The following is a 21,938-nucleotide window of genomic DNA, read 5'->3' as shown; positions in this document are numbered from 1 at the left end:
GATCTGTTCGGTCGGCGTCAGGGAATGGCGGGTCTGGCCGCCGGGCAACACCACACCCGGCGGCTGGCTCCCCGTGCCCGGGAAGGCGCATTCCGCAACGCTCAAACTATTGGTTCTCGGTCGACTGGGCGAGCCTAGCCAGCGCCGAAATGCAGGGCAACCGGACGCGCGGAACCACGCCGCCGCCCGGAACAGCACGAACTCAGCTCTCGGTGAGCTCGCGGTACGCATCGGCGGTCAGCAAACCCTCGACCGCCGCCGGATCGTCCGGAGTGATCTCGACCAACCACCCCGCACCGTACGGATCCGTGTTGATCACCTCAGGGGTGTCGGTCAACGCCTCGTTGCGCGCCGACACCGTACCGCTCAGCGGCGCGTAGATCTCCGACACACTCTTCGTCGACTCGATCTCGCCCAGCGACTCACCCGCCGCCACCACCGCACCGGGCTCCGGCAGCTGCACGAACACGATGTCACCCAGGGCGTCCTGCGCGAAGTGCGTGATACCGACGCGGACGACACCACCGTCACCACCGACCACCCACTCGTGCTCGGCGGTGTACCGCAGATCCTCAGGAATCACCAGCTGCGTCCTTCGTCATCGGTGCACCGGAGAAACCGGCGCGGCCGCGACCGGTCACGAAACCGGCCGGGCGTGGTCCAGCTTGATCGGCGCGTGCAGCTGCGAAACCTCCACAACCTCACGATCCTCGGAGGTCACGTTACCGCCGCCGTCCCGCACCGATGCGACCACCCCGCCGGGAATGTTCAACGCCGTACGCATCGTCGCCGGATCACCGATCACCATGATCGTGAACGGACCCGTCAACCGACGCCCGTCCACCACCAGCGCACCATCGGGCCCGTCCACGAAATACGTCGACGCGATGACCCGCGCCGCCGTACCGTCCGCCCCCTGGATCTGCATCGCCTCCGCGCCCGCACCCCGCAACTCCTGCACCGCGTCCAGGATCCGCGTCGACGACACCGCCTTCGACGGCCCCGAGAACCGCACCTCAAGACCCGGGCCCACCGCCGGCAACGTACCCGCCAGGATGCCCAGCTCGTCCGCCCGCCGCGTCGCCTCCTCCAACGCCGCCTGCCGGCCCTGCTCACCCGAGCGCAACTGCCGCTGGCTCTCCTCCAGCAACTCGATCTCCTGGCGCAGCCGCCGCTCCCGCGAATCCAGATCCGACGAGATCCGCACCAGGTCCTCCTCCCGCGTCGCCGCGAGCGTCGGATCCGTCGACGTCGTCTTGAACTGCACCACCAGCGTGAAACCCAGCAACGCCAGCAGCACCGCGATCATCGCGCCCGCCGACGAGAACCGCCGGGCCACCGACGGCGCACCGGCCGCCGCACCCGGCTCCGGCTCGGACTCCGGCACCGCCTCCCGCTCCGCGGGCTCCGCCGCCTCGTCCGGCACCGGCTCCACCGGCGCCAACGGGCTCAACTCGTCCGGATCGGGCGCGTCCGGGCGCGGATCCGGCTCACCAGCCGGACCCGACGGCCGCGCCGGCTCCCCCGGCCGCGGCCACCCCGTCCCCGTCTCCCTGTGTTCCTCGCTCATCGCCACAAACCTACGCCCGGAACAGGTGCCGGCGGATCGCCGCCACGTTTCCGAAGATGCGCACGCCGAGCACGACCACCACACCCGTCGACAACTGACCGCCCACGCCCAACTGGTCACCCAGATACACAATCAGACCCGCCACCAGCACATTCGAGATGAACGACACCACGAACTGCTTGTCGTCGAAGATCCGGTCCAGCTTCGCCCGCACCCCACCGAACACCGCGTCCAACGCGGCCACCACAGCGATCGGCAGATACGGCTGCAACGCCGCCGGCACGGTGGGGTCCAGATACACCCCGAGCACCACACCGGCGAGCAACGCCAGCACCGCGATCATCGGCCACCTCCCGAAGGGCTGGAAGAAACACCCGGGCCGGACGACCCAGGACTCGACGAACCGGCGGCACCCGAACCCGACGGACGCGCACTCGCGCTCGGACCGGGAGTCGCCGGAGGCTCGGCGTAGCGTAGCCGCGGCTGCGGCGCCGCCGGCAACGTGAGGTCACCGACCCGCTTCACCCCGAACGACAGACCCGTCGTCCGCGCCACCTCACGCATCAACGCCGCCGCCCGGCTCTCGTCGAACCGGTCCCGCATCGACCTCGGCCCGATCGCCTGCACCTCGTACGGACCCGTCACCGGCCGGTAGTCCACCAGGATCGCCTCACCCGCCGACCGGATCGTCGACGTCGCCGTCAACCGCTGGCCGTTCACCGCCACCGCCTCGGCGCCCGCCGCCCACAACGCGTTAGCGACCTTCTGCAGATCCGAATACAGCACCCGGGACGGACCCGCGTCCCCGTTGGTCACGCCGTCCTCGTCCGCCGCCGCGTCGGCCAGCCGCACCACCACGCCGTCCCCGCGCACCCGGGCCAGGCCGGTACCCGCCTCCAGCGTGCGCAGCCGGGACGCCTGCGAACCGCTCAGCGTCGCGTCCCGCTGCCGGCCGACCTCCTCGCGCAACTGCTCGGCGCGCTCGGTCAACCGGTCGGTCTCCGCCTCCCGGCCCTTGATCTCGGCGACCAGGCCGGCCCGCGCCGTCGCGCGGCTCGGCTCCTCCGCCACCGTCTCCCGGTACGCCACCGCGAACAGGAACCCGATCACCGCCAGCACCAGCAGGCTCACCGGGCGGCCCAGCACCTGCCGCACCCGCGACATCGAGCCCGTCGCCCGGCGCGCCGACGCGTCCCCGTATCCCGGATCCAGCGGATTGCGGAACAGCTCGGTCAGGAAGTCCGGCGCGTACACCCGGCTCGATGGGTCGCGCTCCTTCTCCCCGTCCCGGGACGGCGGCGCGGTCATGCCGCCGCCTCCGCGCGCCGCTCCCGCATGACCCGCACGAGGCGGCTGGCCTGCACCACGTACATCGCGCCGGCCACCCAGTAGAGGACCAGGCCCCACCAGGCCAGCCCCCAGCCGATCGCGCCGGCGGCGGTGCCGGCACCCGGCACAGCGTCCGCCAGCAGGAGGACCGGGAACGCCGCCAGCAGCAGGAACGTCGCGGTCTTGCCCATGTAGTGCACCGGCGGCGGGCCGTAGCCGTACCGGCGCAGCACGCCGAGGGACACCAGCAGCAGCAGCTCGCGGGCCAGCAGCGCCCCGGTGAACTGCCAGGGCACCACCTCGCGGGCGGTGAACGCGAGCAGCGTGGCGAGGATGTAGAGGCGGTCGGCCAGCGGGTCGAGTAGCTCGCCGAGCCGGCTCACCTGGCCCAGACGGCGGGCGATCCAGCCGTCCACCCAGTCGCTGGTGCCGCCCACGGCGAGCACCGCGATGGCGGCGACGTCGGCACGGACCACGAGGAACAGGTACAGGAAGACCGGCACGCCGACGAGCCGGACGAAGCTGATCAGGTTGGGCAGCGTGAGGACGCGGTCTCCCACGACCGTGGCGGCCCTGGAATCCGGTTGCTCAGCTGGAGCCGGCCGACGCGACACCGAACCCTCCCTTCGCAGCACGATCCGGCAGCCGGACGAGCGGCCGCTGGAGGGACGTGCGCGTTGCCGGCCGGTCAGACGCCGGCGCCCTCTGTGATCCCGGGCTGGGACCTCCCCGACGCGGCCCGTGATCACGGGCCCGCCCAGTTGCGCTGCCACTATATCGGGCTCGCCCTTCCCGTCCGTTTGCCCCGCTGCGTGGTTGCTCAGCGGTGTCACGGTGGCGACCAGCACAACCGCTAAGGCATCCTAGGACACTAGTCGAGCGGTGGGAGGCGGGGCGGACGCCGGCGTGCCGGGTCAGGCGGTACGCGCGGCCGAGTCGGAGCCGGCCTGCGGGGCGGTCGTGGTGGCCGCCTGACTGAACGCCACAAGCGCCAGCAGCAGCTCGTGCTGCACCCGGTTGGGCATCCGGTCGAGCACGGCCTGCACCGCCCGGTGCCGCCTCTCCTGGAGGTCGCGCAGCAGCGTGTCCGCCGCCGCGGTCGGGATCAGCCGCACCTCCCGCCGGTCGCGCGGGTCGGCCACCCGGCGCAACAGGCCGACCGCCTCGAGGCGGTCGCAGAGCCGGCTCGCCGACGACGGGACCACGTCCAGCAGCTCGGCCAGCCGGTTCACGTTGGTGTCCGGATGCGACACGATCAGCGACAGCACCCGCAACTGGGTGGGTGAGACGCTGACGGTGTGCCGGGAGGTCGCGGAGTCGAGCACACCGATGAGCGCCTCCGCAGCCGACTCGATGGCCGCGGCAAGATTCGGAGGTCGCTCCACTCGCTGTCCCCTGCGATCGTCCCGCTCGTGTTCGCTCCGCCGCCCCGGTCACTGCCCCGTCGCGTCGTCGGACCGGCTGGAGCCCAGCCAGTCCAGGCAGACGACCACCGCGTCGTCGCGGAGATCCGCGTCGGCATGGTACGCGTGCAGTTCGCGCATCACCGTACCAACTGCCTCGGTCGCCGGCTGCAGCCGAGTCGACCGCATCGCGCGCGCCATCGCCCGGACGCCGTACGGCTCCTGGTCGTCGGGCTCCGCCGCGTACACCCCGTCGCTGACCACGAAGAGACGGTCGCCCGGATCCAGAGTGAACTCCTGCACGTCGTAGCGCGTCTCGGCGAACATGCCCAGCGGCAGTTGCTGCTCCAGCGCGATCGGCGTGACGCGGCCCCCGCGCAGCCGCAGCAGTTGCGGAGAGCCGGCGTCCACCACCCGCATCACGCCCCGCCGGCTGTCCAGCTCCAGCAGCAGGGTGGCCACGTGCCGGCTGCCCCGGTGCTGGTAGTAGATGGTGTCCGAGGCCAGCTCCGCCTGCTCCACCAGGCTGCCGCCGGACCGCCGGGCGTTGCGCATGGCGTTGACGGTCATCGCCGTCAGCATCGACGCGGCCAGGCCGATGCCGGTGCCGTTGAGCACGGTGAGGGTGAGCCGGTCACCGTCCACCGACCAGTCGAAGTGGTCACCGCCCACCGTGTACGCCGGTTCGAGCTGTCCGGCGAGCAGCGCGTCGCCCAGCCGTACGCTGCGCCCCGGCAACAGGTCCCACTGCATCTCGGCGGCCATGCTCAGCCGTTCCCGCCGCCGGGCCCGCCGGTAGCGGTCGGTCTCCCGGTCGGCCGCCCGGATCGCCACGGCGAGTTCCCCGGCGGCGTCGCGAGCGGCCTCCACGGTGGCCGCGTCCGGGTCGCCGGGCAGCTCCACCATCAGCACGCCGAGCCGCTCGCCCCACACCGACAGCGGCAGGTACGCCCGGCAGCGGCCGTCCTCGACGATGTCCAGAACCGGCTCCTGGCTGCTGAAACAGCGCTGGGCCACGCTGCGGGCCAGCAGCGGGCCGCCGTCGGGCACATCCGGGTCGAGCACCGGCCAGAGTCCGCTGGCGCGGTAGTCGGCGACGAACACCTCCGCCCGCGCGGCCCCGAGCGTCTGGCGCAGCACCGCGTCCGCGGTCTCCACCAGCTTGTCGGGCGGCGCCGTGCGCAGGGCACGCGACACCGTTCCGGACGCCTCCGGCATGCTCATCCTCCGATGACGACTATTGCTACAGAGCAAACATCATACGAAGGCCACGGGACGGCGTACGCTCCGCCTCGGCCGCGCGTGCCGGGACCGGCTCAGCCGGCCGGGCGCGACGCCAGCGCGCCGTGGAACGCGTCCGGCACCGGCTCCGGCTCCCCCACCGGCCGCCACCGCGCCACCGGCACGATGCCGTCGCCGGTCGGCTGCCAGCGGCCCAGCAGCGGCGCGAACCGCCCGGGCGCCCGCATCCGGAACGCCGGACCCATCATGGCCAGCGCCTCCGGGTGCCCGGCCAGTTCCTCGGAGTCGAAGTCGATCGCCAGCCGGCTGCCCGGCGCCACCGCCTGGTACAGCTCGTCGAGCGTACGGGCGAGGGTGTCGTCGTCCAGGAACGCCGCCAGCCCGAGGAAGACCACCCCCACCGGCCGTCTCCCCCAGCCCGGCACGAAGCGGTGCAACTGCGCCCGGTCGACGGTCCCGATGTCGGTGGCGTCGCCGTAGCCGTAGCCGGCCCGGTCGCTGCCGGCGAGCAGGCGCCGGCCCAGCCGGACCGTCTCCGGGTCCACGTCGGTGTAGAGGACCGTCGCCTCCGGCGCGACCTCGTGCACGTTGCCGCAGGTGGGCACGCCCGCGCCGAACACCAGGAAGCCGTCGATCCCGTCGTCGGCCATGGCCCGCACGGTACGGCCGAGGAAGCCGCGCAGCGAGCGGAAGATCGCCGCGCAGGGCCCGTACGCCGCCTCGAACGCCGTCGCGGCGGCCACGTCCACCGGGCGGTGGTGCCGGCCGCCGAGCCAGTAGTCGATCATGCGGGCGGTGCTCGGTCCGTCCGGCTGATCCATCGACGGGGCTCCCTCCCCTGGGCGCTGCACGCCAGCGTACCCAGCGGACGAGCCCGCCGGTATCGCCCCGGGCCGAACGTCCCGGCCGCGATACTGGCCACGGGGGTGCCCGCCACGAGGAGGTACTGGTGAACTCGGCGAACGGGGCCGCGGTGGTGGCCGGAGTGGACGGCTCCGAGCCCGCGACGCGGGCGGTACGCCTGGCGGCCCGGGAGGCGCGGGCGCGCAACCGGCCGTTGCGTCTGGTGCACGGCTTCATCTGGCCGCTGATGCGCGTGCCGGTCTCCGCGCCGGCCGGGTCACCACCCGGTGCGGGGCTGCGCCACCAGGCCGAGCAGCTGGTCGCCGACGCGGTCGCGGTGGCCGAGGCGGAATCGCCGGGGCTGCGCATCGCCGGCGAGATCATCGACGGCGAGGCGGCGGCGGTACTGCTCGCCGAGTCCCCCACCGCCGCCGTGATCGTGCTCGGCGACCGGGGCCTGGGCGGCTTCGCCGCGCTCGTGATCGGCTCGGTCGCCCTGCAGGTCGCCTCGTACGCCGACTGCCCGGTGCTGATCGACCGCGGCGCCGCCCGCCCGGACGGCCCGGTCGTGGTCGGCGTGGACGGCTCCACACTGTCGCGCGGTGCCGTCGAGTTCGCCGCCGAGACCGCGGCGGTGCGCGACGCGCCGCTGCGGGTGCTGCACGCGGCCTCGCGCAACCGGGACGACGCCGAGCAGGAGCGGGTGCTCGCCGAGGCGCTCGCCGGGATCGGCGAGCGGTGGCCGGCGCTGGCGGTGCACACCGAGGCGATACGCGCCAAGCCGGTCGCGGCGCTGGCCGCGGCGTCCCGCGACGCGCAACTCGTGGTGGTGGGGCGGCAGGGCCGGGGCGAGCTGAGCGGGCTGCTGCTCGGCTCGGTGAGCCAGGGGATCCTGCACCGGTCCGCCTGCCCGGTCGCGGTGGTCCGCGCCCCGGACTGAGCGCCGGCCCGTGCGGCCGGTCCGGCACGGTTGGTCCCGGCCCGGGCGGGTAGACGCCTACGGTCAGCGCACAGCGATCCGCAGGAGGCAGAGATGCCAGGACCACGGCCGGGCAGCAACGCGTACGACAAGCAGCGGGCACGCCTTCGCGACCTCGTCGAGCAGTCCGGACGGGCCGCCGACAAGGAGGCGAACCAGGTCGCCAACCGGATCCTCCAGGACGACAGGGGCCAACGCGGTGTGGTCCGGGGCGAACGGACCTACGGCCCCAAGGGCAACCGGGAACCGGGTGACCCGAAGTGAGGACGGCAGCGGTTGTCGACGGCGCCATCGCGGGCGCCGTCGGCAGCGCCGTCCTCAACGCGGTGTCCTACCTCGACATGGCGTTACGGGCCCGGCCGGCCAGCAGCACCCCCGAATCGGTGGCCGGACGGCTGGCCGACGTCACGCACGTCGACCTGGGCCCCGGCGACGAGGCGGCGAACCGCCGCTCCGGCCTGGGGCCACTTCTCGGGTACGCCACAGGCATCGCCGCCGGAGCCGCGTTCGGCCTGCTCGCCGCGCGTCGCCTGGTGCCGTTGCCGCTGGCCACGGTGCTGCTCGGCGGCGGGGTGATGGCCACCTCCGACGGCTCGATGACGGTGCTCGGCGTGACCGACCCGCGCACGTGGCGGCGCGGCGACTGGGTCTCCGACCTGATTCCGCACCTGGCGTACGGGCTGTCGGCCGCAGCCACCTGGCGGCGGCTGCGGCCGACGTCGGCGCGCGGTTAGCTCTCGTCGTCGGCGACCGGCTCACCGGCCGGGCCGTACGGCGACACCTGTCCCCTCGGGACGGGCCGTCCGGCGTCGGCGTTCGACGTGCCACGGCCTCGCGAACGGCCGCCCGCCTGGGTGGCCGTCTTACGGCTGTCCTGGCTGGTGGCGCCGAGGTCGTTCCGGCGCAGTTCCTCCTGCTGCGGCTTGACCACGGGTCTCTCCTTCCCGGTGGGAGCACACGGCGTCGGCCGCGCACCCGCCCCGCGTACCCGCCGCCGCCCGGCGCATTCCGGCTCGGCCCGGGGGTCTGGCCGGGGCCGGGGCGGGTAATGCGGGTGGATGCCAGACGATCGCAACGTCGCGCGAGCCCTGCTGGACCGGCAGTCCCGCACGTACGCGGAGGAGGCCGGCATCGCCCTGGCCGACCGGCCCGGCCCGCTGTACCAGTTGCTGGTGCTCACCACGCTGCTGAGCACCCGGATCCGGGCCTCGGTGGCGGTGGCCGCCGCCCGGGAACTGTTCGCCGCCGGTTACCGCACCCCGCAGGCGATGGAGGCGGCGACCTGGCAGGACCGGGTCGACGCGCTGGGCCGGGGTCACTACCGGCGCTACGACGAGCGGACCGCCACCATGCTCGGCACCGGCGCCCGGCTCTGCCTTGATCGCTGGCACGGCGACCTGCGGCGGCTGCACAGGGAGGCCGGCGCCGACCGGGCCGTGCTGCGCCGGCTGCTCACCGAGTTCCCCGGCATCGGCCCCACCGGCGCGGACATCTTCCTGCGCGAGGCGCAGTCGGTCTGGCCGGACGTGTGCCCGTACGCCGACCGGCGCACGCTCGCCGGGGCGCGCCGGCTGGGCCTGCCGGCGAGCCCGGGTGACCTGGTCGGGCTGGTCGGCGAGGCCGACTTCGGCCGGCTGGCGTCGGCGCTGGTGCGGGTGGCCCTGGGCGAGGAGTCGGCCGGCGAGGTGAGCCGCAGCGCCGCGACCGCCCACTGAGCCGGGCGGCTACTTGGCCGGGCCGGGCTTGGTGAGGTTCCAGGCCAGCAGCGAGGCGAGCAGCGCGAGCAGCACCACGCCGCCGGAGACGCCCTCCTCGCCGCTGCCGCGGCTCCCGGAGAACCCGAAGTAGATCACGGCAAGTCCGGCCAGCACGGTGATGAACGTACGCAGTCCTCGGTCCTTCACGCCCGCACCGTACGGCCGGCGGCCGGACACGGGACGGGGATCGGGCGGTTGTCCCCCGTCCGGGTGTCAGTCCGGGGAGCGGCCGACAGCTGGGCCGCGCAGCCGGACCCGGCGGATCGCGCGCCCGGCCACCTCGACCACCTCGACGGTGAGGCCGGGCAGCCGCACCCGCTCCCCCGGACCCTCGGGCAGCCGGCCCAGACCGGCCAGCACCAGCCCGGCCACCGTGGTGTACTCCCGCGACAGCGGGAACGTCACGCGCACGCCCACGTCGGGCAGGTCGTGCAGCGGGAAGTCGCCGGGCAGCAGCAACGCGCCGTCCGGCTCCCGCACGGCGCGGCGTACGTCCTTGTCGGTCTCGTCGTACAGCTCGCCGACCACCTCCTCGAGCAGGTCCTCCATGGTGACGAGGCCGTCCACGCCGCCGTACTCGTCGACCACCAGGGCGAGCTGTTCGTGGCGCTGGCGCAGTTGCCGCATCGCGTCGGCCACCGGCAGCGTGCCGGGTAGCAGCAGCGGCGGGCGGGCCCGGTCGCCGACGAGCGCGCCGTCGGCGTCCACCAGGTCGCGGATGTGCACGGTGCCGCGGACGTCGTCGAGGCCGCCCGGTCCGATCACCGGCGCCCGGGACCGCCCGGTCGCGGCCAGGTGCCGCATCGCGTCGGCCGCCGGCAGGTCGGCGGGGAGCGTGGTCACGTCGCGGCGCGCGACGAGGATCTCCCGCAGGGTACGGCCGGCGATGTCGAACGCTCCGGCGAGGATCTCCCGCTGCTGGGCGGACAGGCCGCGCTGGCTGACCAGCATCTCCCGCAGCTCCTCCTCGGTCACCTCCTCGCGGCTGGCGCGCGGGTCGCCGCCGGCGAGCCGGACCAGCAGGTCGGTGGAGCGGCCGAGCAGCCACACCGCCGGCCGCGACAGCCGGGCCAGCAGGTCCAGCGGGGCGGCGCTGATCAGCGCCCACCGTTCCGCCGTCTGCATGGCCAGCCGCTTGGGCGCCAGCTCCCCCACCACGAGGGTGAGGAACGTCAGCAGCAGCGTCACCACGAACACCGCCACCGGACGGGCGGCCGCGCCGAGGAAGCCCAGCGGGCCGACCAGCGGCTCGGCGAGTGTCACCGCGGCGGCGGCCGAGGCGAGGAACCCGGCGAGCGTGATGCCGAGCTGGATGGTGGCCAGGTAGCGGTTCGGCTCGCGGGTGAGGCGGCTCAGGCGCGCCCCGGCCCGACCGGACCGCGCCAGCCGCCGCAACTGCCCCTCCCGCAGGCTCACCAGCGCCATCTCGCTGCCGGACAGGGCGGCGTTGACCAGGATCAGGACCAGCACCAGCGCGACCTGGACACCCATCAGTCGGTCTCCAGGTCGTCCAGCGAGATCGCGTGGGTCATCAGCCAGCGGGCCAGCGCGGCCATCCCGAACAGCCACAGCGGCGCCGACTCGGTGGGGCCGTTCGTGGCGAAGATGGCGAAGCGCAGGTCCGGTGCCCGGTACGCCTCGATCCGCCACTTGTGGTTCTTGTCCCGCCAGACCGCGGAAGGGTCCATGGCGTCACGGTAGGTGACCGGCGTGGGGCGGTGGCGCCGGTTGGCTCAGCCCGGCGGGCGGACCACCTCGCGGGCGTCGTCGGGCAACCGCCGGGTGGCCCCGCGCCGGTCCAGCAGCTCCAGCAGCGGCACCGCCACCCGGCGGGTGGTGCCGAGCGCCTGCCGGGCGGCGCTGAGCGTGAACGGCTGCGGCAGCCCGGCGAGCACGCGTACCGCGTCGTCCGGTGCGCCGGGCAGCAGCACCACGTTCTCGGCCAGCTTCAGCAGCGCGCCGGCCCGCACCGCGGCGCCGATCTCCCGAGGGCCGAGCCCGAGGTCGGCCAGGTGGTGCGCCTCGGGAGCCTGGAACGGGCGGTCGCCGTACTCGGCCCGGACCCGGTCCACCGCCCGGGCCACCGGGTCCGGCAGGGTCTGCTGCGGGGCCGCGGTGACCAGGCCGTCACGCAGCCGCAGCGGTGGGCGCAGCAGCGCCGTGACCAGGGCGCGGTCGGGCAGGTCGAGCCGGTGCCGCAGCACGTCGACGGGTACGCCCGCGGCGAGCGGATGCTCGGCGGCGTACCGGGTGACCTCCTCGGTGAGGCGGCGGCCCAGGTCCCGCCAGTGCTCCGGGTCGGCCAGCCACTGCCCGGCCACCGGCGTCGCGGTCGGTGGCACGCCCATCCGGGTCAGGTCCCCGGCCCGGACCAGCCGCCGTCGCCGCAGTTCCCCGGCCGGGTCCGGCCGCCCGTCCAGGCCGGCCAGCACCGCCGCGCGGGCGGCGGCCGCGCCCCGGCGGCGCAGCGGCGGCGGGTCCACGTCCAGCACCGTCACGCCGCCCGCGACGTGGTGCCGGCCGGGATCGCGCAACAGCGCCCGGTCGCCGATCAGCAGCGGCAACGGACGGGCCAGGCGCAGCCGTACCGTGTCCGGGCCCAGCGGCCGGACCCGGGCGGGCACCGCCGCCGAGCCCACGTGCAGGGTGAGCGTGGCCGGCAGGTCGGCGGCCGGATCGCCGGACAGCCGCACGTCGAGCAGGTCGGTACGCCCGAACCGGCCGGGGCTGAGCAGCGCGTCGCCGCGCCCGACCCGGTCCCGGGGCAGGCCGCGCGGGTTCACCGCGACCCGGGCCACCGCCTCGACGGCGGGGTGTGCGACGCCGAGCGAGTGCAGTCCGCGTACCCGTACCGTCTCGCCGGTGGCGGCCAGTTCCAGCTCGTCGCCGACGCGCAGCCGGCCGCCGCCGAGCGTGCCGGTGACCACAGTGCCGCTGCCCCGGACGGTGAACGCGCGGTCCACCCAGAGCCGCACCGGCGCGTCGGCGGCCGGGTCGGGCAGCCGGGCGGTCAGGCGGTCCAGGGCGGCGCGCAGCTCGGGCAGCCCGGCGCCGGTGACCGCGGAGACCGGCACCGCCTCCACCTCGCCCAGCGACGTGGCGGCGACCTCCGCGCGGGCCCGCGCGGAGGTCGGGCCGGGATCGGCCAGGTCCGCGCGGGTCACCGCGAGCAGCCCGTACGACACACCCAGCGCGTCCAGCGCGGCCAGGTGCTCGGCCGACTGCGGCATCCAGCCCTCGTCGGCGGCCACCACGATCAGCGCGGCCGGGACCGGGCCGACACCGGCGAGCATGTTCGGCACGAACCGCTCGTGCCCGGGCACGTCGACGAAGGCGAGGGTGCCGCCCGAGGGCAGTGTCGTCCAGGCGAAGCCGAGGTCGATTGTCATGCCCCGGCGGCGTTCCTCCGCCCACCGGTCCGGTTCCATCCCGGTCAGCGCCCGCACCAGCGTGGACTTGCCGTGGTCGACGTGCCCGGCGGTCGCCACCACCCACATGCCGGTCAGTCCTCCACGCTCAGCACTGCCGCGCGGACCCGCGCGTCGGCGCCCTCCGGCACGGCGCGCAGGTCGAGCAGGAGCCGGCCCTGCAGCACCCGGCCGAGGATCGCCGGGTCGCCGGTACGCAGCGGCCCGGCGTACCGCTCGGGCAGGCTCAGCGCCCACGAGTCCAGCTCCACCCCGGGTGCCCCGCCGCCGCCGACCACAGCGGCGCTGGGCACCACCTCGGCCTTGCAGCCGTCCTCGCCGAGCCGGTCGCGCAGCCGTTCCAGCCGTTCCCGCAGCCGGGCCGGGTCGGCGTGCAGCGCGTCCCGGGTGGGCGTGCTCGGCGCGTACAGGGTGGCGGCGAGCGCGGCGAGGGTGAGCTTGTCCACCCGCAGCGCCCGCGCGAGCGGGTGCCGGCGCAGCCGCTGCACCAGGCCGGCGTCGCCGAGCAGCAGACCGGCCTGCGGGCCGCCGAGCAGCTTGTCGCCGCTGGCGGTGACCAGGTGCGCGCCCGCGCGCAGGGTGGTGGCCGCGTCCGGCTCGTCGGGCAGCAGCGGATCCGGCGCGAGCAGCCCCGAGCCGATGTCCGCCACCACCGGCACGCCGAGCGTGGCCAGCTCGGCCACCGGCACCGCCGAGGTGAAGCCGGTGACCACGAAGTTCGACGGGTGCACCTTCAGCACGAACCCGGTGTGCTCGCCGATCGCTGCCGCGTAGTCGGCGCGCGTGGTGCGGTTGGTGGTGCCCACCTCGCGCAGCCGCGCGCCGGTGCTGGCCAGCAGGTCGGGCAGGCGGAACCCGTCGCCGATCTCGACCAGCTCGCCGCGGCTGACCACGATCTCCCGGCCGGCGGCCAGCGCGGTCGCGGCGAGCACCAGCGCGGCCGCGCCGTTGTTCACCACGTGCACCGCCCCCGCGTCGGGCACGGCGGCGGCGAGCGCGTCGAGCGCCTCCCGGCCGCGCCGGGCCCGCCGCCCGGTCCGCAGGTCCAGTTCCACGTCGGTGTGCCCGGCGGCGGCGACGAGCGCGTCCACGGCCGACGGGGCGAGCGGGGCGCGGCCCAGGTTGGTGTGCAGCACCACGCCGGTGGCGTTGAGGACCGGCCGGGGCGTGCGGCCGGGCAGGTCCGCCAGTGCCGCGTCGCGTACCTGATCGGGGGTCAGCTCACCGCGGCGGGCGCGGTCCTGCGCGCGGACGATCGCGGCCTTGACCCGGTCGCGGCCGAGCGTTGCGGCGGCGGCGGCCAGCGCGGGATCGGCGAGCAGCGCGTCGGTGCGCGGAACCCGCCGTCGCGGGTCGACCTCACGCATCGGCGCACTCCCGGGAACGGTTTGGCGGAGACGGACGGGAATCGAACCCGCCTGGCCCGGGTCCCGGACCACACCGGTTTTGAAGACCGGGAGGGGCACCAGCCGCCTGAACGCCTCCACGCAGCAGTCAATCACAGCGCGGCGCGGGCCGCCCGGGGAGGTGTCAGACCTGGTCGGCGGCCCGCCGGTCGGCGCGTTCGCGCTGCGGCACCACCGTGTACCGCGGATCCCGCGCCGAGGCGACCCCGCCGTGGAAGATGCCGAACCGGGTGCACACCGACGCGGCGATCAGCGCGCCGCCGGACAGCGCGGACAGCACCCGACTGCGCCGGCCGACGAGCGCGCCCACGACACCGGCGGCGGTCAGTGCCCGGCCCGCGCGCAGCAGCTTCCCCGGCGTGCCCTGGGTGTAGGGCTCACTGAGCAGCCCGAGCCGGTTCTCCACCCGGTGCGAACCCCACAGCTCCATCGCCGCGCCCGCCACCGCGAGGCGCCGCGCCGGGCCAGCCTGCCCGGGCGGCGCGGCCACCAGCCCGACGCCCGCGCCGCTGGCCAGGGCGCTGCCGGCGAAGATGGCGGGCAGTTCCGGGTACGCCTCGTGCCACGACGGCACCGCCGTGTCCGCCAGCAGCACCCCGGTGTACGTGGCCAGCGCCGGCGCGGTGACGGCGGCGACCAGACCGGCGGCGTGCCCGGCCGGGGGCAGCAGCCGGCGGCCGAGCCCCAGCAGACCCCGCTCGGGCAGCAGCGGGGCCGCCTCGGCGATCGCCGCGGCCCCGGCGGCCGGGCCGAACACGCTGAGGATCCAGGTGCCCACCGACATCGGCGAGGTCACCTTCGCCACCCGCAGCATGTGGTGGAAGCGTGACGGCCGGCCCAGGTCGTTCACCAGGAAGTACGTGCTCGCGCCGACCGCCGCGAGCGAGGTGATCCGGCCGGCGCGGCGCAGCGCGGGGCGGCCGGTGAGCTGCCCGCCCGCGGCCAGCAGCGACGAACCGGCGGCGAGACCGCCGGTGAACAGGTACGCGGCGATGTCCCACCGCCACACCGGCGGCTTGAGGACGGGCCGGCCGTAGTAGGAGGTGAACTCGGCCGGTGGGACGTTGAGCTGTTCCCCGCCGCCCTTGCCACCCTTACGGCGGGGCCGGCGCGGCACCGCGTCGCGGGGCGGGTGCGGGGCCAGCCCGGCGTCGCGGGAGCCCGCGTCGGTGCGGCCCACGCCGGGACCGGCGGCGGTGGCCCGGCTGCCGTTCTCCCCCTCGGCGGCGCCGCCGCTCTCCCGTTGCGTGGACAGGCGCTCGCGGAATCGGCGGAACCGGTCACCGACCGGGCGGTCCGGGCTCACGACGATCCTCCGACGAACGCGGCGACGGCAGCCGCCGCCATGGTCAGCGCGGCCAGTCCGGCCCGCTTCCACATCTTCGGCAGGTCCCGGGTGGTGACCACCGGGTCCGGCGGCAGCCCGTACACCTCGGGCTCGTCCAGCAGCAGGAAGAACGCGCCGTCGCCGCCCACCCCGTCGGTCGGGTCGTGGCCGTACAGCCGTGCCTCCGGCACGCCGCGCTCGTGCAGCGCGGTGACCCGCTTCGCGGCCCGTTCCCGCAGCTCGTCGAGAGGGCCGTACTGGATCGACTCGGTCGGGCACGCCTGCGCGCAGGCGGGCGTCATGCCCGCGCCGATCCGGTCGTAGCACAGCGTGCACTTCCACGCCCGGCCGTCGCCCTTACGCTGGTCGATCACGCCGTACGGGCAGGCGGAGATGCAGTAGCCGCAGCCGTTGCAGATGTCCTCCTGCACCACCACGGTGCCGAACTCGGTGCGGAACAGCGAACCGGTCGGGCACACGTCCAGGCAGGCCGCGTGCGTGCAGTGCTTGCACACGTCCGACATCATCAGCCAGCGGAAGTCGGTACGGCTCTCCGCGCCGCTGTCCCGCCCGGGCGGCCGGGCACCGGGCATGCCGAGGAACTCCGGACCGGCGGCCATCCGCGCCGCCGCCTCCGGCTGCCCCGGCGGCAGGCCCGGATTCGTACCGGTGTCCGGTGCCGTGAGCGCGCCGGCGGCCGCCGACGCCGGGCTGGTCGCCGGGCCCGTCGGGTCACCCGCGAACGGCGGCGTGCGGTGACCGGCCGGGCGGGGCTGCTCGATGAACGCGACGTGCCGCCACGAGTTCGCGGTCAGCGCGCCGGTGTTGTCGTACGACATGCCGAGCAGGTCGAACCCCGAGTCGGGGACGTCGTTCCACTCCTTGCAGGCCACCTCGCACGCCTTGCAGCCGATGCACACGCTGGTGTCGGTGAAGAAGCCCATCCGGGGCGGCGCGGAGACCCAGCCCGCGTCCGGGGCCGGGTCCAGCGGGCCGTACAGGCTGTTGGCGTCAGGCATGCGGTTCCCCGTCCTGGTGCGCGGCGGCCGACTGCTCGTCCGTGCTGCCGGCGGCGTCGTCCCCGCCGGCCGCGTCGGTGGTCACCATCGGGATCTTCCGGTCCGGCGTCATCCCGGCCCGCCGCTGGTAGTCGCCGACCAGGTCCAGCAGCGGCGGGCCGGTGGGCCGCCGGCCGGGCCGGATGTCGCAGGTGCCGACCTTGCTCTCCTGGATGAGGACGTTCGGGTCCAGCGTGATGCCGAAAAGGTCGTTCGCCGAGTCGCCGGTCACCAGGCCCTCGGTGCCGAAGTGGTACGGCAGCCAGACCTGGTGGATGATCCGGCCGTCCACCCGCAGCGGGGTGAGCCGGTCGGTGACCAGCACCCGCGCCTCGATCACCGCGCGTCCGGTGATCAGGTGCGCCCAGCCCAGGTGGGCCAGCCCGATCTCACCGGCGAGTTCCGGTGACACCTCGACGAACATCTCCGGTTGCAGCTCGGCCAGGCGCGGCACGGTACGGCTCATCCCACCGGCGGTGTGGTGCTCGGTGAGGCGGCTGACCGTGAACACGTACGGGAAGACCTGGCTGTGCGGCTCCGGCGGGCTCGGGTTCATCCGGTTGATCGGATGCTCGTAGACCTTGCGGGTCGGGTTGGCCTGCTGGCCGTAGAGCGGGTTGCGCATCGGCGACTCGGCCGGTTCGTAGTGCGTCGGCAGCGGGCCGTCGAGGACGCCGCTCGGCGCGTACAGCCACGCCTTGCCGTCGCCCTGCATGACGAACGGGTCGTCACCGGCGAGCCCGTCCGGGCCGGAGGCGCCCTCGGGCGGCCGGTACGACGGCGGCTTCGTCTTCTCGAAGTCGGGCACGTCGTACCCGGTCCACTCGCCGGCGTCCGGATCCCACCAGACGTACTTCTTGCGTTCGCTCCACGGCCGGCCGTCCGGGTCGGCGGACGCGCGGTTGTAGAGCGTGCGGCGGTTCGCCGGCCACGCCCAGCCCCACTCGGCGGCCACCCAGTCCTGCTCGTGGCGGGAGCGGCGGCGGGCCGCCTGGTTCACCCCGCCGGCGTACACGCCGGAGTAGATCCAGCAGCCGATCGCCGTGGAGCCGTCGTCGCGGGCCTCGGCGAAGCCGCTGAGCAGGCGGCCGGTGCCGACCTCGTACCCGTTGATCTCCTTGAGCACCGCCTCGGCGCTCGGCTCCGCGTGCGGGCCGTGCGTGGGGTAGTCCCAGGCGAGGTCCAGCAGCGCGCGGTCGCGGCGCTCGGTGGAGCCGGCCAGCTTCTCCCGAAGCACGCGGCCGAGGTGGTAGAAGAACCACAGCTCGGAGCGGGCGTCGCCCGGCGGGTCGACGGCCTTCTCCCGCCACTGCAGCAGCCGCTGCGTCTGGGTGAACGTGCCCTCCTTCTCCACGTGCGAGGCCGCCGGCAGGAAGAACACCTCGGTGCGGCACTCCTCCGGGACGATCTCGCCGGTGGCGACCTCCGGGCCGTTCTTCCAGAACGTGGCGCTCTCGATCATGAACAGGTCGCGGACGACGAGCCAGTCCAGGTTGGCCATGCCCAGGCGCTGCGCCCGGCCGTGCGCCGAGCCGACGGCCGGGTTCTGGCCGAGCAGGAAGTAGCCCTTCACCCTGCCGTCGATCATGTTCAGGACCTGCTGGTACGTGCCGTGGTCGCCGGTCATCCGGGGCATGTAGCCGTAGCAGAAGTCGTTCTCCGGCGTCGCCGCGTCACCCCAGTACGCCTTGAGCAGGCTCGCCGCGAAGGAACGCGAGTTGCCCCAGAAGCCCTTCTGGCCCGGGTGCCGGATGCTGTTCACCCACTCGTCGAACGTGGGGTGGTCGGCGTGGTGCGGCATCGGCAGGTAGCCGGGCAGCAGGTTGAACAGCGTCGGGATGTCGGTGGAGCCCTGGATGCTGGCGTGCCCGCGCAGCGCCAGGATGCCACCGCCCGGACGGCCCATGTTGCCCAGCAGCGTCTGGATGATCGACCCGGTGCGGATGTACTGCACGCCGACACTGTGCTGCGTCCAGCCGACCGAGTAGACGAGCGCGCCGGTGCGCTCCCGGCCGGAGTTCTCCGTCCACGCGCGGGCCAGTTCGAGGAACTTCTCCTCCGGGATGCCGCACACCCGCGCCACCATCTCCGGCGTATAGCGGGAGAAGTGCCGCTTCAGGATCTGGTAGACGCAGCGCGGGTGCCGCAGCGTCTCGTCCCGCTCGGTCTGCGGCGGCATCGGCTCGCCGTGCGACTCGTGCTCCAGCCCGGAGGCCGAGTCGCGTTCCTTGCCGGTGCCCCGGATCTTGGCTTCGCCCTCGTGACCCGCGTACTGCCAGGTCGCGTGGTCGTACGAGCCGGTGTCCGGGTTGTAGCCGGAGAACAGGCCGTCCAGGTCCTCGGTGTCGGCGAACTGCTCGCTGACGATGTTTGCCGCGTTCGTGTACGCCAGCACGTACTCCCGGAAGTCCAGCTCGTTCTCCAGGATGTGGTGCACCACGCCGCCGAGCAGCGCGATGTCGGTGCCCGCCCGGATCGGCAGGTACGTGTCGGCGAGCGCGCTGGTACGCGTGAACCGCGGGTCGACGTGGAAGACCTTCGCGCCGCGCTTCTTCGCCTCCATCACCCACTGGAAGCCCACCGGGTGGGCCTCGGCCATGTTCGAGCCCTGGATGACGATGACGTCAGCGTTGGCGAGGTCCTGCTGGAAGTCCGTGGCGCCGCCGCGACCGAAGCTGGTCCCCAGACCGGGGACGGTGGCGGAGTGTCAAATACGCGCCTGGTTCTCGATCTGGAGTGCCCCCATCGCCGTGAACAGCTTTTTGATGAGGTAGTTCTCCTCGTTGTCCAGCGTCGCGCCGCCGAGGCTGGAGATGCCGAGCGTCCGGTTCAGCGGTCGGCCCTCGTCGTCGACGTCCTCCCAGGTCTCCGCGCGGGCGGCGAGGATCCGGTCGGCGATCATGTCGAGCGCGACGTCGAGGTCCAGGTCTTCCCACTCGGTCGCGTACGGCCGGCGGTAGCGCACCGTGGTCTGGCGCAGCGGGCTGGTCACCAGGCTCTTGCTGGCCGAGCCCTTCGGGCAGAGGCGGCCGCGCGAGATCGGGCTGTCCGGGTCGCCCTCGATCTGGGTGACCTTGCCGTCGGAGTGGAAGACGCGCTGCCCGCAGCCCACCGCGCAGTACGGGCAGACCGAGCGGGCCATGCCGTCGGCGGTATCGGTGCGAGGGCTCAGCTCGGCGGAACGCGCCGACTGGGCGGCGGCACCGCGACCGAGCGGGTCGGTGCCGGTGAGTTGCCGGTAGACGGGCCACCCCTGGATGAACGTCTTCAGACCCACCTGGGCACCCCCTCCCCGTCGAGAACGGCTCACCTCTTCCGGTAACCCTAGGCCAGCCGTCTAGGACGTGCGAGTCGAGCCGCCGATCGGCCCCGTTCGGGGGGGCCGGACGGGGCGCCGCGACCGGCGTCCGGGCGAACGTGAAGCGGGGTCCGGTTCAGTCGGGCACCCGACAGCGCCCGTCCCGGTGGTGCTTGATCATCGATGAAGCTGGTGCGGCGGGAGGTCGGAGTGGCAACGGAACTGATGCGGGTACGGACCGAGGACGGCGAGGAGGTCTTCTTCGAGATCCGTCGCCAGGACACCGGGTTCGGCGAGGCCGGGCTCGACGAGCACATCGTGGAGGCGCGCAGGCGTTTCGAGACCGGCCTGCGTGAGATCAACATCGCGGCGCAGAAGGCGCTGGCCACCTTCCGCGCCGCCGCGCACCGCCCGGACGACATCGAGATCGAGTTCGGCGTGAACTTCACCGCCGAGGCGGGCGCCGTCTTCGCCAAGACCGGGATGGACGCCCACCTGACGGTCAAGCTGACCTGGTCCGCCGGGCCACCCCCGGGCGAGGCACCCGCGCGGTGAGTCACAAACCGGCGTGGCACGCCAGGATCACCGGGGCGACCCGCGGCAGCGGCTTCCTGATCGACGAACGCCACGTGCTGACCTGCGCGCACGTCGTCGGTGACCGATCCGAGGTGACCGTGTCGTTCCTGGCTCTCGGCCGAGACCACGCCGCGCCGGGGACTGTCGTCTTCTGCGGCCCCTGGCAGCGCGGGAGCAGCGAGGGAGACCTCGCGGTGGTCCGCCTGGACGAGCCGGTGACAGTGGTCCCGGCTCGGCTGGCGCCGCTGCACGCCGTGGACGTCTACGCCGGGCAGGAACTGGCCGCCTTCGGTTTCCCCAGCGGCTACCTCGAGACCGGGCAGATCGCCTACTTCACCGCGGAGCCGGACCCGCGTCTCGCCGGCCACGCCTGCCAGACCGACGCGACCGACGGCACCGGCTTCGTACTGACCGAGGGATACAGCGGCTCCGCCGCCTACGTCAAGGGCTCGTACGACGTGGTCGGCATGGTGATCTCTGCCGACCGGGCCGGTCCCGGCGGGAGCCGCAGCGGCGTCATCCTGCCGATGGACGAAATCCACAGGCAGTGGCCGGAGATCGCCGAGCGGATCGCGCTGGGTCCGTTCGGTCCGGGGCCCTACCGGGAGCTGCGGGACATCCTGCGGGGCGTCCACCTGCCGGACGCGCACGTCATGGGCCGGGCGCTGTGGACGGGCCCCGACCCGCTGCCTGCCCGCCCGCTGCCCTCCCTGCTCGCGGTGGCCGAGGCACTGGCGGTCCTGCCCACCTCCGGCGAGGACGGGATCCGCGACCTGGTGGTGAGGCTGCTGCGGGAGGTCGGCAAGCGGGTGCCCGGCCGCCGTGCCGCCCTGCACGAATGGAGCGGCCGGCACGGCTGGGGCGCCGGCCCGTCGCCCGCTGACGGGCCGGCCGCCGAAGTCGCGGTCCGGCAGGCGTGGATCGTGGTCCGGGTGGCCACGACCGGCGCGCCTCGCCGCCGGGCGCACCGGCTGACCATCTGGACCGCGAGCGGCCCCGAGGGCGACCTCGACGAGCCGGTCCTCGACGACGTGGAGGTCTCCCGAGCCAAGGTCCGTACCGCCGTGCAGCAGGCGCTGCCCCGCGCCTACGCCCGCATCCCCCACGGCTGCGAGACGATCGGGGTCGAGTTCGTCCTGCCCCGCGGGCTGCTCGGCTGGGACGTGGAGAGCTGGGTCGCCGAGGGCGACACCGCGCCGCTGGGCTGGAAGGGGCCGGTGGTGGTACGCGACCTGGACTGGTTCAACTCCACCACCCCGCACGAGATCGTGCGGCGTGCCAACCGCCTGCGCGAGGACCCACGCACCCTGGACGCGATCGTCCGCTGGCTGGAGTGCTCCGCCGCAGTTCCCCAACCGGACAAGTTCCGGGCCTGGCTGTGGCAGGACGACACGCCGGTAGCGGTCGGCCTGACCGGCGTGTGGGCCGCTGAGAGGCACGTACACGAGGCGGTGGCCACCGGCGTGCCGGCGCTGCTGTGGCGACGAGGCTCCTGCGAACGGCACACCGTGCCGGCCGAGGGATGCCCGGCCACCAGGTTCTGCCGGGACATGGCCGAACGCCTGCATGGTCTGCGCAGCGACCAGCTTCCCCGGACGATTCGCGCGTTGCGCGCGGAATCCGGCCTGAACGACGATCCCGGACACTGCGGCCGGGACGTGACACTGCTGTGGGACGAACCGAAGCGGCGCCCCGCGCCGCTCGGCTTCGCGGAGTGAGGAG

Annotated in this window: 23 protein-coding genes and 1 tRNA gene; 6 read left to right on the top strand and 18 right to left on the bottom strand. The window is 74.3% G+C overall.

Annotation, left to right across the window (positions count from 1 at the left end):
- Positions 1–202: 202 nt before the first annotated feature.
- The 8 genes from gcvH to AB0C17_RS15785 form a co-directional block, all read right to left on the bottom strand.
- Positions 203–583: a glycine cleavage system protein GcvH gene (gene gcvH / locus AB0C17_RS15820; RefSeq protein ID WP_357474386.1), complete on the bottom strand. Its 381-nt coding sequence runs from the start codon at positions 581–583 to the stop codon at positions 203–205.
- 54 nt (positions 584–637) lie between these two features.
- The gene (locus AB0C17_RS15815; protein WP_357387449.1) at positions 638–1,570 is read right to left on the bottom strand and encodes a DUF881 domain-containing protein; all 933 of its coding nucleotides are present in this window, start codon (positions 1,568–1,570) and stop codon (positions 638–640) included.
- Positions 1,571–1,580: 10 nt separating this feature from the next.
- Positions 1,581–1,913: a small basic family protein gene (locus tag AB0C17_RS15810; protein ID WP_007071104.1), complete on the bottom strand. Its 333-nt coding sequence runs from the start codon at positions 1,911–1,913 to the stop codon at positions 1,581–1,583.
- Complete coding sequence (locus tag AB0C17_RS15805; protein ID WP_357479065.1) at positions 1,910–2,878, bottom strand: DUF881 domain-containing protein; 969 nt, start codon at positions 2,876–2,878, stop codon at positions 1,910–1,912. Before AB0C17_RS15805 ends, AB0C17_RS15810 begins: the two co-directional genes overlap by 4 nt.
- A complete protein-coding gene (locus tag AB0C17_RS15800) occupies positions 2,875–3,513 on the bottom strand; it encodes a CDP-alcohol phosphatidyltransferase family protein (protein WP_357387453.1) in 639 nt (212 codons plus the stop codon). The genes AB0C17_RS15805 and AB0C17_RS15800 overlap by 4 nt, the downstream gene beginning before the upstream one ends.
- Before the next feature lie 300 nt (positions 3,514–3,813).
- Positions 3,814–4,284 (bottom strand): MarR family transcriptional regulator, encoded by a 471-nt coding sequence (locus AB0C17_RS15795; protein ID WP_357387455.1) that lies wholly within the window; start codon positions 4,282–4,284, stop codon positions 3,814–3,816.
- A 48-nt stretch (positions 4,285–4,332) separates the two neighbouring features.
- Positions 4,333–5,520, bottom strand: a complete 1,188-nt coding sequence (locus AB0C17_RS15790) for a GAF domain-containing SpoIIE family protein phosphatase (protein ID WP_357387457.1) — start codon at positions 5,518–5,520, stop codon at positions 4,333–4,335.
- A gap of 98 nt (positions 5,521–5,618) precedes the next feature.
- Complete coding sequence (locus AB0C17_RS15785; RefSeq protein WP_357387459.1) at positions 5,619–6,365, bottom strand: SAM-dependent methyltransferase; 747 nt, start codon at positions 6,363–6,365, stop codon at positions 5,619–5,621.
- Positions 6,366–6,493: 128 nt separating this feature from the next.
- Here AB0C17_RS15785 and AB0C17_RS15780 point away from each other — a divergent pair, with 128 nt between their 5' ends.
- The 3 genes from AB0C17_RS15780 (at position 6,494) to AB0C17_RS15770 (ending at position 8,100) form a co-directional block, all read left to right on the top strand.
- The gene (locus tag AB0C17_RS15780; protein WP_357479061.1) at positions 6,494–7,327 is read left to right on the top strand and encodes a universal stress protein; all 834 of its coding nucleotides are present in this window, start codon (positions 6,494–6,496) and stop codon (positions 7,325–7,327) included.
- A 93-nt stretch (positions 7,328–7,420) separates the two neighbouring features.
- Positions 7,421–7,630 (top strand): phosphatidylethanolamine-binding protein, encoded by a 210-nt coding sequence (locus AB0C17_RS15775; RefSeq protein WP_120569853.1) that lies wholly within the window; start codon positions 7,421–7,423, stop codon positions 7,628–7,630.
- A complete protein-coding gene (locus AB0C17_RS15770; protein WP_357387463.1) occupies positions 7,627–8,100 on the top strand; it encodes a hypothetical protein in 474 nt (157 codons plus the stop codon). Before AB0C17_RS15775 ends, AB0C17_RS15770 begins: the two co-directional genes overlap by 4 nt.
- Here the strand turns inward: AB0C17_RS15770 and AB0C17_RS15765 are convergent.
- Positions 8,097–8,297, bottom strand: a complete 201-nt coding sequence (locus AB0C17_RS15765; protein ID WP_318334106.1) for a hypothetical protein — start codon at positions 8,295–8,297, stop codon at positions 8,097–8,099. The genes AB0C17_RS15770 and AB0C17_RS15765 overlap by 4 nt on opposite strands.
- Before the next feature lie 127 nt (positions 8,298–8,424).
- Here AB0C17_RS15765 and AB0C17_RS15760 point away from each other — a divergent pair, with 127 nt between their 5' ends.
- Positions 8,425–9,081, top strand: a complete 657-nt coding sequence (locus AB0C17_RS15760) for a hypothetical protein (protein ID WP_357387465.1) — start codon at positions 8,425–8,427, stop codon at positions 9,079–9,081.
- A gap of 9 nt (positions 9,082–9,090) precedes the next feature.
- On the opposite strand, the gene AB0C17_RS15755 is transcribed toward AB0C17_RS15760, so the two are convergent.
- The 9 genes from AB0C17_RS15755 to fdh form a co-directional block, all read right to left on the bottom strand.
- Positions 9,091–9,270, bottom strand: coding sequence for a hypothetical protein (locus AB0C17_RS15755; RefSeq protein ID WP_073829444.1), 180 nt, complete (start codon positions 9,268–9,270; stop codon positions 9,091–9,093).
- Between the two features lie 66 nt (positions 9,271–9,336).
- Complete coding sequence (locus tag AB0C17_RS15750; RefSeq protein ID WP_357474398.1) at positions 9,337–10,614, bottom strand: hemolysin family protein; 1,278 nt, start codon at positions 10,612–10,614, stop codon at positions 9,337–9,339.
- On the bottom strand, positions 10,614–10,811 hold the full coding sequence (locus tag AB0C17_RS15745; protein WP_013286387.1) for a hypothetical protein: 198 nt from the start codon (positions 10,809–10,811) through the stop codon (positions 10,614–10,616). The genes AB0C17_RS15750 and AB0C17_RS15745 overlap by 1 nt, the downstream gene beginning before the upstream one ends.
- A 45-nt stretch (positions 10,812–10,856) precedes the next feature.
- A complete protein-coding gene (gene selB, locus AB0C17_RS15740; RefSeq protein ID WP_357479058.1) occupies positions 10,857–12,620 on the bottom strand; it encodes a selenocysteine-specific translation elongation factor in 1,764 nt (587 codons plus the stop codon).
- A gap of 5 nt (positions 12,621–12,625) precedes the next feature.
- A complete protein-coding gene (gene selA / locus AB0C17_RS15735) occupies positions 12,626–13,918 on the bottom strand; it encodes an L-seryl-tRNA(Sec) selenium transferase (RefSeq protein ID WP_357479055.1) in 1,293 nt (430 codons plus the stop codon).
- A 22-nt stretch (positions 13,919–13,940) separates the two neighbouring features.
- Positions 13,941–14,036 (bottom strand) — tRNA-Sec (locus AB0C17_RS15730).
- 45 nt (positions 14,037–14,081) lie between these two features.
- Positions 14,082–15,263 carry an NrfD/PsrC family molybdoenzyme membrane anchor subunit gene (gene nrfD, locus AB0C17_RS15725; RefSeq protein ID WP_357387473.1) on the bottom strand — a complete coding sequence of 394 codons (1,182 nt, stop codon included), beginning with the start codon at positions 15,261–15,263 and terminating at the stop codon, positions 14,082–14,084.
- Positions 15,260–16,303, bottom strand: a complete 1,044-nt coding sequence (locus tag AB0C17_RS15720) for a 4Fe-4S dicluster domain-containing protein (RefSeq protein WP_357387475.1) — start codon at positions 16,301–16,303, stop codon at positions 15,260–15,262. The genes nrfD and AB0C17_RS15720 overlap by 4 nt, the downstream gene beginning before the upstream one ends.
- Positions 16,296–19,619 (bottom strand): formate dehydrogenase, encoded by a 3,324-nt coding sequence (gene fdh / locus AB0C17_RS15715; RefSeq protein ID WP_357387477.1) that lies wholly within the window; start codon positions 19,617–19,619, stop codon positions 16,296–16,298. The genes AB0C17_RS15720 and fdh overlap by 8 nt, the downstream gene beginning before the upstream one ends.
- A gap of 231 nt (positions 19,620–19,850) precedes the next feature.
- Here fdh and AB0C17_RS15710 point away from each other — a divergent pair, with 231 nt between their 5' ends.
- Both AB0C17_RS15710 and AB0C17_RS15705 read left to right on the top strand, forming a co-directional pair.
- Complete coding sequence (locus AB0C17_RS15710; RefSeq protein ID WP_357387479.1) at positions 19,851–20,195, top strand: CU044_2847 family protein; 345 nt, start codon at positions 19,851–19,853, stop codon at positions 20,193–20,195.
- Entirely contained in the window at positions 20,192–21,934 is a 1,743-nt protein-coding gene (locus tag AB0C17_RS15705; protein WP_357387481.1) for a trypsin-like peptidase domain-containing protein, read from the top strand. The genes AB0C17_RS15710 and AB0C17_RS15705 overlap by 4 nt, the downstream gene beginning before the upstream one ends.
- Positions 21,935–21,938 lie beyond the last annotated feature (4 nt).

It is taken from the genome of Micromonospora sp. NPDC048887, assembly GCF_040649715.1.
Classification (GTDB): domain Bacteria; phylum Actinomycetota; class Actinomycetes; order Mycobacteriales; family Micromonosporaceae; genus Micromonospora.
This window is presented reverse-complemented; position numbering and strand designations above follow the sequence as displayed.